This window comes from Geothrix alkalitolerans, from assembly GCF_022808885.1.
GTDB lineage: Bacteria > Acidobacteriota > Holophagae > Holophagales > Holophagaceae > Geothrix > Geothrix alkalitolerans.
The window spans coordinates 414,257-430,084 of the sequence record NZ_JAKZLE010000002.1; the positions used below are offsets into that span (position 1 = coordinate 414,257).

Here is a 15,828-nt window from a genome sequence, read left to right on the forward strand (position 1 = left end):
ACTCCATGAACTTCCAGCTCCGCCCAGCCCTCGTCGCCTTCTTCGCACTGTCCGCCCTCACCGGCCTTGCCTACCCGCTGGGCGTCACCGGGATGGCCGGGGCGCTCTTCCCCCATCAGGCCGAAGGGAGCCTAATCCGGAGGGATGGCCAGGTGATCGGCTCCGAGTGGATCGGCCAGTCCTTCACGGCCCCGCGCGACTTCTGGGGCCGCCCTTCCGCCACTGTCGACACCCAAGGCAGGCCCCTGCCCTACAACGGTGCCAACAGCGGCGGGTCCAACTTGGCGCCCAGCAACCCGGATCTCCGTAAGGCCGTCCTGGATCGGATCACCACTCTCCGGGCCGCGGACCCGGAGGCCACCGGTCCCGTTCCCGTGGACCTCGTCACCGCCTCGGGCAGCGGGCTGGATCCACACATCAGCCCGGCTTCCGCGTTCTTCCAGGCTCACCGGGTGGCCTTGGCGAGAGCGCTGGACGAGGCCAGGGTACGCGACCTCGTGGCCGCCCATGTCGAAGGCCCGCAATGGGGCGTCCTGGGCGAGCCCCGGGTAAACGTCCTGAAACTCAACCTGGCCCTTGATGACCAGTTTGGGGCAAACAACCAGAAATCCCGATAGCGTAGGGGCATGGCCCTCCCACGCCCTGACCCTGATGCCCTGCTCCGCAAGGTCCAGGCGGAGGAAGCCCGGGAGAATCGGGCGAAGCTCAAGATCTTCTTTGGCGCGGCCCCGGGTGTCGGCAAAACCTACGCCATGCTGTCCGAGGCCCGGGAGCGGAGAGCTGAGGGTGCCGACCTGGTCATCGGAGTCGTCGAGACCCATGGCCGGAGCGAGACGGCCGCCCTGACGGAGGGGCTGGAGATGCTGCCCAGAAAGGAACTGGCCTACGCCGGTCAGTTCTTTCCTGAGTTCGACCTCGACGCCGCCCTGGCCCGCCGGCCGGCGCTGATTCTGGTGGACGAGCTGGCTCACACCAACGTGATGGGGTCCCGCCACGCCAAGCGTTGGCAGGACGTCATGGAACTGCTGGACGCGGGCATCGACGTATACACCACGATGAACGTCCAGCACCTGGAAAGCATCAAGGACGTCATCGCCCAGATCACCGGCGTCACGGTTCGAGAGAACGTTCCGGACACCGTCATGGAACGGGCGGACGAAGTCGAGCTGGTGGACCTGGCCCCGGAGGATCTGCTCGTCAGGCTCAAGGAGGGCAAGGTCTATCTTCCAGAGCAAGCCCGTCATGCCCGCGAGCACTTCTTCCGCAAAGGCAACCTTCTAGCCCTTCGCGAGTTGGCCTTGCGCCACACGGCGGAGAGCGTCGACGCCCAGATGCGACGGTACATGGAGTCCGAGGGTATCCGGAAGACCTGGGCTGCCGGTGACCGGCTCCTGGTCTGTGTCGGTCCGGACGGGCTCTCCCAGCGTCTCATCCGCGCCACACGCCGCATGGCAGGGTCCCTGGGGGCCTCATGGATGGCCCTCTACATCGAATCACCTCGACACTTCAAATTCAGCGAGGAAGAGCGGAATCGCGTCGAGGAGAATCTCAGGCTGGCCGAGAAGCTCGGTGGGGAAACGGTTGTCATTGAAGGCGGCGGCCGGATGGACGAGGACATCCTCGCCTTCGCCCAGGACCGCAACATTACCAAAATCGTAGTTGGAAAGCCTTCGCGCCCGAGATGGCTCGATGCCTTCGCCGGTTCACCGGTGGATGACCTCATTCGCCACAGCGGGAACATCGACATCTACGTCATCACGGGCGAGACGGCGGAACAGGCGGGCCCATCGGCCCTCCGTCCCCGCATCACGAGCCCCCTGCGGAACTACCTCTTCAGCCTCATCACGGTGGCCCTCGCGACGGCCGTCGCCGGTCTGGTCTTCCGGCGCACCGAGCTGGCGGACATCGTGATGGTCTACCTGCTGGGAATCCTGGTGGTCGCCACCCGGTTCGGCCGCGGCCCCTCGCTGCTGGCTTCGGTCCTGAGCGTGGCAGCCTTCGATTTCATCTTCGTGCCCCCCTACTTCACCTTCGTGGTATCCGACTTCCGCCACGTGGGCACCTTCTCCGTGATGCTTCTGGTGGGAGTGGTCATCGGCAATCTCACCGAGCGGATCCGGGCCCAGGCCCGCCTGGCCCGAGGCCGGGAACAACGGACGCAGGCCCTCTTCCGACTGGGGCAGGAACTGACCCGCAGCGCGGGCTCCGCGGCCCTGGTGGCCGCCGCGATCCAGAATGTCGCGGCCCAGTTCCAGAGTCGGGCGGTGGTGTTGCTGCCGGACGGTTCCGGAAACCTGGAGGCGCCGGCCCATCACTTCGCCTTCCCGCTGAACGACCAGGAACGAGGTGTGGCCCAGTGGGTCTTCGAGCATGGTGAGCCGGCCGGACTCGGCACGCATACCCTCCCCGGAGCCCGCGCCACCTACCTGCCGCTCAAAGGGTCGAGGGGCCCCATGGGCGTGATGGGTGTGCTCCCGGAGGGTGCCCCCCGGTGGGTGGAACCGGACCAGCGCCAGCTGCTGGAGGCCTTCGCGACCCAGACCGCTCTCGCCCTGGAGCGCGCCCTCCTGGCCGAGCAGAGCGCTGCGGACCGCCAGCGGGCCGAGGAGGAGCGCCTGCGGAACGCCCTGCTCAGCTCCGTGTCCCACGACCTGCGGACGCCGCTGGGCGTCATCACCGGCGCCGTGAGCACGGTCCTGGAGACGCCCGACCTCTCGGACGCCACCCGACGCGACCTCCTGGCTTCGGCCCAGGAGGAGGCTCAGCGGCTGCATCGCCTGGTGAGCAACCTGCTGGACATCACGCGCCTCGAGGCCGGGGCCCTGGAGCTCCGCACCGAGTGGATCCCTGTGGAGGAGGTGGTGGGCGCCGCCCTGGATCGACGCGAGCTGGGCGCGGAGTCTGCGCGAGTGAAAGCCCACCTGCCCGATGATCTGCCGCTGGTGGCCATGGATCCCGTCCTCATGGAGCAGGTGCTGGTGAACCTCCTCGACAACGCACTGAAGTATTCGCCGCCGGGTTCCCAGGTGGACATCAAGGCCTGGGCTGCGGGGAAGTCCCTCACTCTGTCCGTGACAGACCGGGGCCCCGGGATCGCTCCCGGAGAGGAAGTGCGGATCTTTGAGAAACTGGCCCGGGGTGACGCCGCCGTGGGCCATCCTGGCGCGGGACTGGGGTTGGCCATCTGCAAGGGCATCGTGGCGGCCCACGGGGGTCGGATCCAGGCGGTCAACCATCCCCAAGGCGGCGCGCAGTTCCTCGTGAGCCTCCCCCTGGGCACGCCTCCACCCATGCCCGAGGAGGGTCCATGACTCCCGAGGCCTTGCAGGTCCTCCTGGTGGAGGACGAACCCCAGATGCGCCGGTTCCTCCGGGTGGCCCTGGAGGGCGGCGGCTATCGCTACCTGGAGGCCGCTTCGGGCCGGGAGGGCCTTGCCCTGGCCGTGCAGCACCGGCCGGACGTGATCCTGCTGGACCTGGGCCTCCCCGACATGGATGGCCTGGACCTCATGACCCGGCTGCGGGAGTGGAGCCGCACCCCGGTCATCGTCATCTCCGCCCGGGGGCGGGAGACGGACAAGATCGGCGCCCTGGACGTGGGCGCGGACGACTACCTCACCAAACCCTTCGGCACCGGCGAGCTCCTGGCCCGCATCCGGGTGGCGCTCCGCCATGCGGACCCCGGGGCGGTGGAAGACCCGCTGTTCACCCTCGGGCGCTGGCGCGTGGACCTGGCCCGGCGCCAAGTCCTGGTGGCGGGCCAGGAAGTCCACCTCACCCCGCTCGAATACAGGCTCTTCACCACCCTGATCCGGCATGCAGGGAGGGTGGTTACCCACCGGCAGCTCCTGAAGGAGGTCTGGGGCGGCGTGGCCGGAGCCCAGCCCCTCTACCTCCGTGTCTATATGGCTCAGCTCCGGCACAAGCTGGAGGAGGATCCCTCCCGCCCCCGCTACCTCCAGACCGAGCCTGGCGTGGGTTACCGGCTGCGGACGGAGGATTAGGCGAACTGCCCCCCCAAGACAACGGCCTCGATTCGCTGGATCATGTCTTCAATGGACAGCACGACGCTCCCCCCTGAACAGCCCACCGGACCCGACCCGACTGGAACGGACCTGCCCGAGCCGGAGGCTGGGAAGCCTTCTGCACAGCCGGCCGAGCCATCGGCTGGGCGAGGCGGTTCCTCCTTCAGGCACTTGATGGAACTGCTCGACATGATCAAGTTCGAGCACACGGTCTTCGCCCTGCCCTTCGCGTTCCTGGGGGCGCTGGGGGCGGCCCAGGGGATCCCCCCGTTGCGGACCATCCTGTGGATCCTCGCGGCCATGGTGGGGGCGCGCACAGCCGCCATGACCTTCAACCGCCTGGTGGACGTGGACGTGGACGCGGAGAATCCCCGCACCGCCGGCCGGGCCCTGCCCGCAGGCCGGGTCTCCCGGGCGGGCGCCATGCTCCTGATGGGGGCGGGCATCGTCCTCTTCGGCCTGGCGGCCGGCGCCCTGGGACCCCTCACCTGGGCCCTCTCGCCGCTGGCCCTCGTGATCATCCTGGGTTACTCCCTCTGCAAGCGCTTCACGTCCTGGGCCCACGTGGTGCTGGGGTTGTCCCTCTCCGGGGCGCCTCTGGGGGCCTGGATCGCCGTGTCAGGACGCATCGAGGCCCCGGCCTTGTGGCTTTCCGGGGGGGTCCTCGCCTGGACCGCAGGCTTCGACATCCTCTATTCCCTCCAGGACCAGGGCTATGACCGCGACAAGGGGCTGCATTCCATGCCCGTCAGGCTGGGCACCGGCGGGGCCCTGGCCCTCTCTCGCGCCTTCCACCTCGTGGCGCTGGCGGCGTGGGCCATGTTCAACCTCCACATGGGCAGCCACCTGATTTCCTGGGCCGGATGGGCCACCGTGGCGGTCATGCTCGCGAAGGAGCAGTGGCTGGTCCGGGGCGGCGACCTGTCCCGCATCGACCAGGCTTTCTTCACGTTGAACAGCCTTGTGGGACTCGTGTTTTTCCTCGCCCACGCCTTGGAGTGGTGGCTATCACGCTCGCTTCTGGCGCCGGTCTAGATCCTTCGTTGTAAGAAGGCGAGTCGATCGATCGCGGATTCCCAGGTATGCTGAGAAGCCATGTCCACTCACCAGCCCGAACGCCGACTCGCCGTGCGCTCCAGCCGCCCCGATCCCGTGGGGTGGCTCACTGTGATGGTCGTCTTCAGCCATCGCACCCTCCGCTGGTCCCTCACCCGCCGGATGATGCTCTGGGGGATCGGCCTGGTGGCCGGTTTTTCAGCCCTGGCGATGATCGGTTCCGGCTACGGATTCTGGGCCACCAAGAAGATCATGAGCTTCAGCCGGCTGCAGAAGGAGACGGTGGAGCAGCAGGAGCAGCTCCGGTCCTCCCTGGATCAGGCCCAGGCCCTCGAGGCCGAGGTGACGACCCTCCGGCAGCAGCAGACGGAACTGCTGAAGCTCCTGGACCCGAAGGCCTCCACCGCCTCGCCCCTGCCTCCGCCCCCCGGACAGCCCGTGCAGCCCGCCGCCCCGCCGCCTCCCGGAACCCAGGAGAAGTTGTCCCGCCTCAAGCAGGACCTCGACTACACCACCAAGCAGGCGGCCGTCATCCGAGCCAGGATGGAGCCGGTCCTCCGGGCCTGGGCCCACACGCCCTCCATCCCGCCCACGGCCGGCTACCTCAGCTCGGGGTTCGGGGTGCGCGTCAACCCGTTCTCCCGACCCAACGAGGAGGGGGATGGCCTGCTGGGCTACCACACGGGCATCGACATCAGCAACGCCCTCGACACGCCGATCCAGGTCACCGCTGATGGCGAGGTGGAAGAAGCCGGCTGGATGGACCGCTACGGCTGGGGCGTCCGGGTGCGGCACAACAACGAGCAGGAAACCTTGTACGCCCACATGAATCATGTGAACGTCAAGGCCGGGCAGAAAGTGTCCCGCGGGGATATCCTGGGCACGATGGGACGCTCGGGGAACGCCACCGGGGTCCATCTCCATTACGAAGTGCGGCTGAACGGCAAGCCCACGAATCCCCAGCCTTACCTGCGTCTCCAGCGCCAGTGGATCCGGGCGCTGCGCAAATCGTCCTGACCCCCCGAAGGAGCAACCCATGGCCGTATTCCGCACCAACAAGCCCAAGCCCGATTCCGCCCCCGCCATCCACTCGATCCTCGGCAAGGACGTGGTTCTCACCGGAGAGATCCACACGGGCTCCCAGAGCCTGCGCATCGAAGGCACCGTGGAGGGGATCATCCAATCCACCGGCGAGATCTCCATCGCCCCGGGCGGCATGGTGAAGGGGACCATCTACGCCAAGCATCTCGTGGTGACCGGCCGCGCGGAAGGGACCATGAAGATCACCGAGTGCCTGGAGATCCATGGCACGGGCTACGTGGAGGGGGATGTCGAGGTCGGCTCCCTGGTCGTTGACGAGGGTGGCACCCTCCAGGGCGTCTGCGTCCGCCGGGACCAGACCCGCACCCTGGAGCTGGCGAATGCCGCCAAGGGCGGAACGCTCGCCATGTCCTCCACCGGGTCGCAGGCCCAGGACACGATCGACGCCAAGTTCTGATCAGCGGAACGATCAGCGGAACAGCGGCCCCGGATCGGACTTCACCCCCAGGTAGGCGTAGGCTGCGTCGGTAGCCTTCCTGCCTTGGGGCGTGCGATCCAGGAAGCCCACCTGCATGAGGTAGGGCTCCACCAGATCCTCGAGCGCCCCTTCATCCTCGCCCAGGGCCGCGGCCAGAGTCCTCAGGCCCACGGGACCGCCCCGGTGCTTGTGGCAGATGGCCTGGAGGTACTCCCGGTCCAGGCCGTCCAGGCCCAGGTCGTCCACCTCGTGGAGCTTCAGGCAGGCCTCGGCGGATTCCACGGTGATGGTCCCGTCTCCCTTCACCTCGGCGTAGTCCCGGCAGCGCCGGAGCAGGCGATTGCAGATGCGCGGCGTCCCCCGGCTCCGGCGGGCGATGGCCTCGGCGCCCTCCGGGGCCAGGTGGATGCCCAGGAGGTCCGCCGACCGGCGGGCGATGATGGCCAGGTCGGCCCGGGTGTAGAACTCCAGGCGATGGACCATGCCGAAGCGGTCGTGCAGGGGTTTCGAGATGAGGCCGGCGCGCGTGGTGGCGCCCACCAGGGTGAAGGGCCGCAGATCCACTTTCAGAGTCTGGGCGCTGGGACCCTGGCCGATGAGGATGTCCAGCTTGCGGTCCTCCATGGCCGAATAGAGCATCTCCTCGATGGGCGCCGACAGCCGGTGGACCTCGTCGATGAAGAGGAACTCCCCGGCTTCCAGGTTCGTGAGGATGGCCGCCAGGTCCCCCTTCTTCTCCAGCGCCGGGGCCTGGATGACCTTGCAGGGCGCGCCCATCTCGTTGGCGAGCACGTGCGCGAGGGTGGTCTTGCCCAGCCCCGGCGGGCCGAAGAGGAGCACATGGTCCATCACCTCCCCACGCTTGGAAGCCGCCTGGAGGGCGATCTCCAACCGGGCTTTCACCTTGGCCTGGCCGATATATTCCTGGAGGCGTTGGGGCCTCAGCGAGTATTCAACGGGGTCCTCCAGGTTCGTGGAGGGATCGAGGTCGGGATGCCGGTGCATGACTTCTATTCCCTCACGGGACTTCCACTTGTGTCCAGCCGATGGCCGGATAATCTTGGGATCGCAGTCCTAAGCCCCCCTTTATCCCATGAAGCCTGCCCGGGAGATGCCGTGGCCCAGCGCTACCAGCTCCTGATTCGAGACCGGCACGGGTTCGAGCGTTCCGTGCCCCTTGCCCGCTCCGTCACCGTGGGACGGCAGAGCCTCTGCGATGTGGTGCTGTCCGACAACATGATCAGCCGCAATCATTTGCGCCTGGAACTGCAGGACGACACCTGGTGGGTCGAGGATCTCAAGACCACCCATGGCAGCTTTTACATGGGCCAGCCGTTGACCGGACGCCAGGCCTGGGAACCCGGGACCCCCCTGCTCCTGGCGGACAGCGCCTACACGCTGACCCTGGTCCGCACGGACCACAGCAGTTCGGAGATCCACCTCCAGGCCATCCTCGATGCCGCCCAACTCCTGGCCCAGGAGTCGGATCTCGAGGACATGCTCGAGCAGTCCCTGGACCGCCTCCTCAGCATCTCCGGAACGGATCGGGGCTTCCTCATGCTCCTGGAGGATGGCGAGTTGGCCTGCCGGGTCCAGCGCAACCTGGGCCAGGAACTTGAGGGCCAGATCCAGCTGTCCATGTCCAGCGTCCACAAGGTGTTCGAGACGGGAGACCCCATCTGGATCCTCAACGTCGCCGAGGATGGCCAGCTGCTCAGCCAGCACTCGATCCAGCGGTTGGAGCTGAAGACCATCCTCTGCCTCCCCCTGCTGCTCCAGGGGCGGCGCATCGGCGTGGTCTACCTCGACAGCCGCCGCCCCATCATCGAGCCGCCGGACCGGCCGACCTTCGAGGCCATCGTCTCGCTCTGCGCCATCGCCATCGAGCGTTCGAGGCTGTCCGAGGAGAACCTGCGCAGCCACGTGCTCGCCACCGTGGGACAGGTGGCTAGCTCCATCGTCCATGACTTCAAGAACGGCCTCTTCGTGCTTCGCGGCCACGCAGACCTGCTGGAGCTGTCCACCGAGGACACCAAGGTCCGCCACCACTGCCGCAAGATCCTGGAATGCGTGGATCGCCTCACGCACCTGAGCCAGGACGTGCTCGATTTCGCCAAGGTGCGGGAGCCCCGGAGGGAGACGGTGGATCTGCGCCCCTTCCTGGAGGCCGTCATCGAACCCCTGGTGCCCCGCGCCGCCGAGATGGGCGTGACCCTCCAGGCTGAAGGCCCCCCATGCCTGATCAAACTGGATCCCGCCCGGTTCACCCGGGTCATGGAGAACCTCCTGGCCAACGCCATGGACGCCACCGTCGGCATGACCGGCGAGATCCTCGTGAACTGGATCCAGACCACGGGCGGGGTTCAGATCCGGGTGAAGGATCAGGGCCGTGGCATCCCCAAGCGCGTGGTCAAGCGGATCTTCGAGCCGTTCTTCAGCTACGGGAAGAAGAGGGGGACGGGCCTCGGCATGGCCACCGTGAAGAAGATCGTCGAGGAGCACGGGGGCACCCTGGAGTTCCTCAGCGAGGAGGGCCAGGGGACCGAGGTCATCATCCTCCTGCCGGACCATCCCATCACGGAGGACCACCGGCTGCCGGACGAGTCCACGGGGGAGCACCGCAACCTGGGAGCAGAGCGGGTATGAACGCCTTCCGCACAGGCATGGGGTTTGATGTCCACCGGTTCGCAGCGCCTGAGGAAGGCCGCCCGCTGATGCTCATGGGCTGCCACATCCCACACGACCGCGGCTTGGCGGGTCACAGCGACGCGGACGTCATGCTGCACGCCCTCATGGACGCGCTCCTGGGTGCCGCGGGCCTGGGCGACATCGGCCAGCATTTCCCCGACACGGATCTTACCTATCGGGGCGCCGACTCGGCGGGACTGCTGGAGCGTGTGATGGGCGATCTCGCCGAGCGGGGATGGCGGGTGGTGAACGCCGATGTCTGCCTCATCGGCGAACGGCCCAAGATTGGCCCCCACCGCCAGGGCATGCGCGATCGCATCGCCCCCCTGCTGGGCATCCACAGCGAGGCCCTGAACGTGAAGGCCACCACCACGGAGAAGCTGGGCTTCACGGGGCGGGGCGAAGGTCTCGCGGCCCAGGCCGTGGTGCTGATCGAGAGGCGCTAGGGCTTTTCGAGCCTTCGGTGGGCCAGGCCCGCGAGGGCGTCCGGCGTGTTGAGCGACGGGTCCTCCAGCACGGCCTCCAGCAGATCCCGCTGGAGCTCGCCCAGCCAGGGACCGCCTCCGCGTCCGGCCAGCGCCATGAGCTCCGCCCCGTCCAGGGCCAGGGCCTTCACCGAGAGGGGTGGAGCCGCGGCGGCCATGGCTTCGAGGCGGGCCAGGATGGCGGCGTGCTCCTGTTCCCGGGCCTCCACTTCCAGGCCCTTGCCCCGTTGATCGGCCAGACGGAACGCCCCCCAGCGCGCCAGGGTCAGTCCGTCCTCCTCGAGCCGCCGCAGGAAGCGCCGGCAGGCCGCGTCGCCCCAATCCGAGGTCGGATGGATGCCGTGGTGGCGGACCAGGGCCAGGACGTCGCGCCGGAGCGCGTGGGCGGCCTTGAGCCGTTCCAGGAGGACGCCCGCAAGCTCCAGGGACCGTGCCTCGTGCCCATGGAACCGGGCTTCACCGTTGTCTCCGAGGGTGCGGGCGCCGGGCTTGCCGGCATCGTGCAGCAGGGCCGCCCAGCGCAGCCCAGGCTCGGCCGGAACCAGCCGCGCCACCTCCAGCGTGTGGCGCCACACATCCCATCGGTGATGCCGGTTCTGGTCGCAGCCGATCATGGGACGCAGCTCGACCAGCCAGAGATCCAGCAGCCCCGTCCTCGCCAGGAGGTCCAGCCCCCGGTGGGGCTCGGCCCCGCAGAGCAGTTTGGTGAGCTCCGCGAGAACCCGCTCGGCGGCCACCTTGCGGGCCACTTCCAGCCGCTCGGGAATGGCCGCCAGGGTCCCGGCCTCCACCTCGAAGCCCAGTTGGGCCGCGAACCGGCAGGCCCGCAGGGTGCGGAGGCCGTCCTCGGCGAAGCGGCGAAGCGGATCGCCCACGGCCCGGAGGGTCCGCGTCTCCAGGTCGCCTCTGCCGTCGAAGGGATCCACCAGGTCACCACCACCCACCGGAAGGGCCATGGCGTTGATGGTGAAGTCGCGGCGGGACAGGTCCTCTTCCAGGCTGACGCCCAAGCGCACCGTCTCGGGATGCCGCCCGTCCAGATAATCCCCATCGCTCCGGAACGTGGTGATCTCGATGGGCCGGTCCTCCAGCAGCACGGTGACCGTCCCGTGCTGCAGCCCCGTTGGGATCGCCTTCAGGCCCGCGGCCCGGGCCCGGTCCATCACGGCCTTCGGCATCAGCTTGGTCGCCAGATCCCAGTCTGCGTGGGGACGGCCCAGCAGCTCATCGCGGACAGCGCCGCCGACCACCACCAGCTCCGCCTCGGGCCCCAGGGCCTCCTCGAGGCGGCGCAGCGGGGCCCACATCAATCCGCGCCCTGTGCCAGCCGGGCCAGGGCCTCGCCCTCCACGCGGCAGGTGAGCCAGGGCCGCATGACCTTGGCGCCATGGGCCTCGTAGAACTCGATGGCCGGCGTGTTCCAGTCCAGCACCTGCCAGACGAAGCGGGTCCAGCCCTCCTTCACGGCGAGCGCGGCCAGGTGCTGGAGCAGAGCCTTGCCGATGCCCTTGCCCCGGAAGGCCGGCCGCACGAACAGGTCCTCGAGGTAGATGCCCGGCTTGCCTTCCCAGGTGCTGAAGTTCAGGAACCAGAGTGCGAAGCCTGCGGGCTGGCCGTCCCACTCCGCCATGGTCACCTTCACCAGGGGGTGCTCCGAAAAGGCGTACCGATGGATGTCCGCCTCCGTGGCGACCGCCGCTTCCGGCTCCCGCTCGTAGTCCGCCAGTTCGCGGATGTACTGCAGGATCAGCGGAGCGTCGGAGGGAACGGCAGGGCGCAGGTTCAGCATGGGTCTATGCTAACCGGATGGACCGCGACACCGCCCTCCGCCTTCATGAGGCCATGCTCCTGACCCGGCTCACGGAAGAACGGCTGGTGAAGCTTTACCGCCAGGGCCGGACCCTCGGCAGCATCTATCGCAGCCTGGGCCAAGAGGCCACCTCCTGCGCCACAGCCATGGCCCTCGGGCCCGACGACATGATCGGCCCCATGATCCGCAACCTGGGTTCCATGCTGGTCCGTGGCGCCACGCCGCTCGAGATCTTCCTCCAGTATCTGGGCCGCGCCACCGGCCCCACCGCGGGCCGGGAGCACAACAACCACTTCGGTGCCGTGGAGAGAGGCATCCTGGCCCCCACCTCCATGCTGGGCGCCCTCATCCCCGTGATGGCGGGCGTGGCCCTCAGCTTCCGCCAGAAGGGGGAGCGGCGCGTGGCCATGACCTGGATCGGCGACGGCGGCAGTTCGACCGGAGCCTTCTACGAGGGCCTCAACTTCGCGGTGGTGCAGCAGCTTCCCCTGATCGTCGTCGGAGAGTCCAACGGCTACGCCTTCTCCACGCCTCCGGAGCGCCAGATGGCCGGACGGATGTCGGCCCGGTCCCAGGGGGCCTTCACCCTTACGGTGGACGGCAACGACGCCGCGGAGGTGTATGCCGCCAGCCTGCAGGCCCGCCAGCACTGCCTGGAGGGCAAGGGGCCAGTCTTCCTGGTTTGCGAGACCTTCCGCATGAAGGGTCACGCCGAGCATGACGACCAGCGCTACGTGGATCCGGCGCTGCTGGCCGAGTGGGCCGACAAGGACCCCCTGCCCCGGTTCGAGGCCTGGATGTCCCGCAAGCGCTGGATCCCCGATCCCGGGCTGAAGGCCCGCCTCGAGGACCGGCTCCAGCAGGAGGCGGACGCCGCCCTGGGCGCCCCTTGGCCGGATCCGGCCACCCTGGAGCGCGGGGTGTTCTCTCCCTGGGGGCCCGGGGACCGGTAAGCCTCCTGATCCTGAAGGCTCATGACCCCATCATCCACAATGAGCCTCCGGTCACGTGACTTGGACGCTAGACTTTTCCTGTCATGGGGGATTACGTGTACGTTCTCGTTCTCAATGCAGGCTCTTCCAGCCTCAAGTTCAACCTCTTCGACATGGTCAAAGAGGTCTCCATCGCGGAGGGCATGGCCGAGCGCATCGGCCTGGCCGAAGCCAACCTCATCTGCGTCCTCGACGGCGAGAAGCGGAAGGAGACCCTTTCCCTTCCCAGCCACAAGGAGGCCCTCGAGGCCATCCTCGAGCGGCTCCACGCCAACGTGCTCCACGACACGCCCATCCACGCCGTGGGCCACCGTGTGGTGCATGGCGGACCGAAGTATGGGGACTCGGTCCTGGTGACCGATGAAGTGCTCCAGGACATCGACCATTTCGCGATGTACGCCCCGCTGCACAACCCTGCCAACGCGCTCGGCATCCGCACGGCCATGGCCGCCTTCCCCGAGGTACCGCACGTGGCGGTCTTCGACACAGCCTTCCACCACAACATCCCGGACCACGCCCGCACCTACGGCATCCCCTACGAGATGAGCCAGAAGTACGGCATCCGGCGCTACGGCTTCCACGGCACCAGCCACGCCTTCGTGGCCGCCCGCACGGCCATCCTGCTCTGCCGCCCTCTGCGCTCCCTGAAGGTCATCACCTGCCACATCGGCAACGGCACCAGCATCTGCGCCGTGGGCCAGGGCAAGAGCATGGACACCAGCATGGGCATGACCCCGCTCCAGGGCGTCATCATGGGCACCCGCTGCGGCACCATCGACCCGAGTGTGGTGGAGATGCTCATGGAGTACGAGCATCTGGACTACGATGGGATCACCAACCTGCTCAACAAGAAATCCGGCCTGCTGGGCATCTCCGGCGTGTCCTCCGACTTCCGGGAGATCGAGCTGGCCGCCGACAGCGGCAACGACCGCGCCCGCCTGGCCCGGGACCTCCTGACCTACAACGTGCGCCAGTACATCGGCGCCTACGCCACGGTCCTGGACGGGGTGGACGCCATCACCTTCACCGCCGGCATCGGCACCCACAGCACCTTCGTGCGGGCCAAGGTCTGCAGCAAGCTGGGCTTCCTGGGCGTGAAGCTGGATCCCGAGGCCAACGAGCACGGTACCGGGGAACGCATCATCAGCACGCCCGATTCCCGGGTGGTCGTAACGGTGGTGCCCACCAATGAGGAACTGATGATCGCGCGGGAGACCGTGCGGTAGTCCTTCCCCTGCTCACGAAAGCGGCCCCCGAACGGGGGCCGCTTTCGTGAGGACCGGAATGGCTACTTGCCCTGGGCCTGCATCCGCTCGCCCCTGCGCTCGACACGCGAGCCGCGGCGCTCCTTGCGCTCGCCCCGGCGTTCCTGGCGCTCGCCCTTGCGCTCCTGGGCCTCGCCCACCTTCTCGCGGCGCTCCCCGGCCTGCTGGAGGGCCTGGCCTTCGGCCACCTTGCCCTGGGCCTGGAGGGCCGCGCCCTTCCGCTCCATGCGGGCGCCTTGGCGCTGCTTGCGTTCGCCCTGCCGGTCGTTCCGCTCGCCGCGCCGCTCCTGACGCTCGCCCCGGCGCTCGATCCGCTCGCCGTGCCTCTCCACCTGCTGCCCAGTGGGCGGGGGCACGGGGGCCTGGGCCATGAGGGAGGCGCCGATGAGGCCCACCGCCAGGATGAGGGCCACGCGCTTCTGGGTGTTGGACATGTGTGCTCCAGGTGCGGCCAGGCCGCGAAGGGGAATCGTCCCGGGGTGGCCTGATGCCGCCCTCGTGCCAATTCACAACTTGGTTAGGCCCGAGCCATTTGGAGAAGGTTTAACCTGCCTGCCGTGGATCGTTGCCTCAAGCTTTGTGGCGGGATGCCACAGGGAGGCTCCCCCCGCCGACCAGTCCGTTGACCGGTCCCGGTCCACCGGCCACCGGTTCCTAGGGGAATCCCTCCCTAAACGACCCCAGACTCTGCTCCGTAGGCCATCCATCATCCCGGCAGGCCCGGTCTATTTCGCATCAGGGGGGTTCCATGCAGAAGCGGTGGGTCATCGTCTCCGTGGCCGGGGCGGCCCTGGCGGCGGGCATGTTCTTCACCCTCAAGGGCGGTGACGGCAAGGGCAAGAAGTCGGAAGCCTCCACCCCCTTCCGTCTGGGCAAAGTCCAGGCGGAGGACCTCCAGGTGAGTGTCCGCGAGGTGGGCGTGGTGGACCCCCTGACCAAGGTGGACGTGAAGTCCACGGTTTCGGGCCGCGTCGTGGGCCTGAAGGTGCGCGAGGGCGCGACCGTCAAGGCCGGCGAGGTGCTGGCCGAGGTGGAACCGGACGTGAATCAGGCCCAGACGCTCTCCGACGTGCAGGGCAGCGTGTCCCAGGCCCGGGTCAGCTTCCGGAACGCCGAGCGGGACTTCACCCAGCAGGCGGAGCTCTACAAATCCGGGCTGATTTCCGATCAGGCCTACCGCAGCGCCAAGACCACCCGCGACCTCGCGGAAGAGACCTACAAGAGCGCCCAGACCCGCTACCAGATCGTGGAGGACCGGGGCATCCCCATCAGTGGCAATGCTTCCACCCAGAAGGCCCGAGTCACGGCCCCCATGAACGGGGTGGTCATCAAGAAGGGCGTCGAGCTGGGCGACACCATCACCTCGGGCGTGAGTTCCTTCAATGCGGGCACGGTGGTCTTCACCGTGGCTGACCTCCAGTCCCTCATCGTGAAGGTGAATCTCAATGAGGTGGACATCGCCAAGGTGAAGGTCGGCCAGCCCGTCCGCATCACCCTGGACGCCTACCCCCAGAAGGCCTTCACGGGCAAGGTGCGCTTCGTGGCGCCCGCGGCGGACCTGGTGGAGAAGATCAAGGTCTTCAAGGTGGAGGTGGCCCTGGACGAGCTCACGGAGGCCTTCAAGACCGGCATGAGCGCCAACGTGGAGATCCTCGGCGAGAAGCGGGACAAGGCCGTGAGCGTGCCATTGGAAGCCCTCCAGCGGCGGGACGGCCAGACCGTGGTCTACCGCCTCAAGGAGAACCTCCCGCCCCAAGACCTGGCCAAGGCCAAGGAAGGGCTCAACGGCCGCGGCAAGTTCATCTGGCTCGCAGACCACTGGAAGGAATACTTCGACGTGGTGCCCGTGAAGGCCGGCATCGCCACCCTCGAACGCGTGGAGATCCTCTCGGGCCTCAAGGCCAGCGACCAGGTGAGCCTGGAGGACCCCAGCAAGAAGAAGGTCGAGAAGGACGACGAGAACAATTAGCTCTCAGCCGTCAGCTGTCA

At 67.9% G+C, this 15,828-nt stretch carries 15 protein-coding genes; 11 read left to right on the top strand and 4 right to left on the bottom strand.

Annotation, left to right across the window (positions count from 1 at the left end; translation table 11 throughout):
• Positions 1 to 5 precede the first annotated feature (5 nt).
• From kdpC to MLJ35_RS05945, 6 genes are all read left to right on the top strand, one after another.
• Positions 6 to 617 carry a potassium-transporting ATPase subunit KdpC gene (gene kdpC, locus MLJ35_RS05920; protein WP_243383550.1) on the top strand — a complete coding sequence of 204 codons (612 nt, stop codon included), beginning with the start codon at positions 6 to 8 and terminating at the stop codon, positions 615 to 617.
• A 9-nt stretch (positions 618 to 626) separates the two neighbouring features.
• Entirely contained in the window at positions 627 to 3,311 is a 2,685-nt protein-coding gene (locus tag MLJ35_RS05925) for a sensor histidine kinase (protein ID WP_243383551.1), read from the top strand.
• Positions 3,308 to 4,003, top strand: a complete 696-nt coding sequence (locus tag MLJ35_RS05930; protein WP_243321643.1) for a response regulator — start codon at positions 3,308 to 3,310, stop codon at positions 4,001 to 4,003. The genes MLJ35_RS05925 and MLJ35_RS05930 overlap by 4 nt, the downstream gene beginning before the upstream one ends.
• A 195-nt stretch (positions 4,004 to 4,198) precedes the next feature.
• Positions 4,199 to 5,059 carry a UbiA-like polyprenyltransferase gene (locus tag MLJ35_RS05935; protein WP_275976389.1) on the top strand — a complete coding sequence of 287 codons (861 nt, stop codon included), beginning with the start codon at positions 4,199 to 4,201 and terminating at the stop codon, positions 5,057 to 5,059.
• 60 nt (positions 5,060 to 5,119) lie between these two features.
• Entirely contained in the window at positions 5,120 to 6,097 is a 978-nt protein-coding gene (locus tag MLJ35_RS05940) for a M23 family metallopeptidase (RefSeq protein WP_243383553.1), read from the top strand.
• 19 nt (positions 6,098 to 6,116) lie between these two features.
• Positions 6,117 to 6,578, top strand: coding sequence for a bactofilin family protein (locus MLJ35_RS05945; protein WP_243321648.1), 462 nt, complete (start codon positions 6,117 to 6,119; stop codon positions 6,576 to 6,578).
• A gap of 12 nt (positions 6,579 to 6,590) precedes the next feature.
• Here MLJ35_RS05945 and ruvB read toward each other — a convergent pair whose 3' ends face one another.
• Complete coding sequence (gene ruvB / locus MLJ35_RS05950; protein WP_243293518.1) at positions 6,591 to 7,604, bottom strand: Holliday junction branch migration DNA helicase RuvB; 1,014 nt, start codon at positions 7,602 to 7,604, stop codon at positions 6,591 to 6,593.
• Between the two features lie 111 nt (positions 7,605 to 7,715).
• Here ruvB and MLJ35_RS05955 point away from each other — a divergent pair, with 111 nt between their 5' ends.
• Both MLJ35_RS05955 and ispF read left to right on the top strand, forming a co-directional pair.
• Positions 7,716 to 9,245 carry an ATP-binding protein gene (locus MLJ35_RS05955; protein ID WP_243321652.1) on the top strand — a complete coding sequence of 510 codons (1,530 nt, stop codon included), beginning with the start codon at positions 7,716 to 7,718 and terminating at the stop codon, positions 9,243 to 9,245.
• The gene (gene ispF / locus MLJ35_RS05960) at positions 9,242 to 9,733 is read left to right on the top strand and encodes a 2-C-methyl-D-erythritol 2,4-cyclodiphosphate synthase (protein WP_243383554.1); all 492 of its coding nucleotides are present in this window, start codon (positions 9,242 to 9,244) and stop codon (positions 9,731 to 9,733) included. Before MLJ35_RS05955 ends, ispF begins: the two co-directional genes overlap by 4 nt.
• Here the strand turns inward: ispF and MLJ35_RS05965 are convergent.
• Together MLJ35_RS05965 and MLJ35_RS05970 are read right to left on the bottom strand one after the other, a co-directional pair.
• On the bottom strand, positions 9,730 to 11,079 hold the full coding sequence (locus MLJ35_RS05965; RefSeq protein WP_243383555.1) for a CCA tRNA nucleotidyltransferase: 1,350 nt from the start codon (positions 11,077 to 11,079) through the stop codon (positions 9,730 to 9,732). The two genes, ispF and MLJ35_RS05965, sit on opposite strands and share 4 nt — an antisense overlap.
• Complete coding sequence (locus MLJ35_RS05970; RefSeq protein WP_243293514.1) at positions 11,079 to 11,561, bottom strand: GNAT family N-acetyltransferase; 483 nt, start codon at positions 11,559 to 11,561, stop codon at positions 11,079 to 11,081. The genes MLJ35_RS05965 and MLJ35_RS05970 overlap by 1 nt, the downstream gene beginning before the upstream one ends.
• A 53-nt stretch (positions 11,562 to 11,614) precedes the next feature.
• Between MLJ35_RS05970 and MLJ35_RS05975 the strand changes: the two genes are divergently transcribed.
• Positions 11,615 to 12,535 carry a thiamine pyrophosphate-dependent dehydrogenase E1 component subunit alpha gene (locus MLJ35_RS05975; RefSeq protein ID WP_243383556.1) on the top strand — a complete coding sequence of 307 codons (921 nt, stop codon included), beginning with the start codon at positions 11,615 to 11,617 and terminating at the stop codon, positions 12,533 to 12,535.
• Positions 12,536 to 12,630: 95 nt separating this feature from the next.
• Complete coding sequence (locus MLJ35_RS05980; RefSeq protein WP_243383557.1) at positions 12,631 to 13,800, top strand: acetate/propionate family kinase; 1,170 nt, start codon at positions 12,631 to 12,633, stop codon at positions 13,798 to 13,800.
• Between the two features lie 62 nt (positions 13,801 to 13,862).
• On the opposite strand, the gene MLJ35_RS05985 is transcribed toward MLJ35_RS05980, so the two are convergent.
• On the bottom strand, positions 13,863 to 14,273 hold the full coding sequence (locus MLJ35_RS05985; RefSeq protein ID WP_243383558.1) for a hypothetical protein: 411 nt from the start codon (positions 14,271 to 14,273) through the stop codon (positions 13,863 to 13,865).
• 314 nt (positions 14,274 to 14,587) lie between these two features.
• Between MLJ35_RS05985 and MLJ35_RS05990 the strand changes: the two genes are divergently transcribed.
• Positions 14,588 to 15,808 (top strand): efflux RND transporter periplasmic adaptor subunit, encoded by a 1,221-nt coding sequence (locus MLJ35_RS05990; RefSeq protein ID WP_243383559.1) that lies wholly within the window; start codon positions 14,588 to 14,590, stop codon positions 15,806 to 15,808.
• The last annotated feature ends 20 nt before the right edge of the window (positions 15,809 to 15,828 follow it).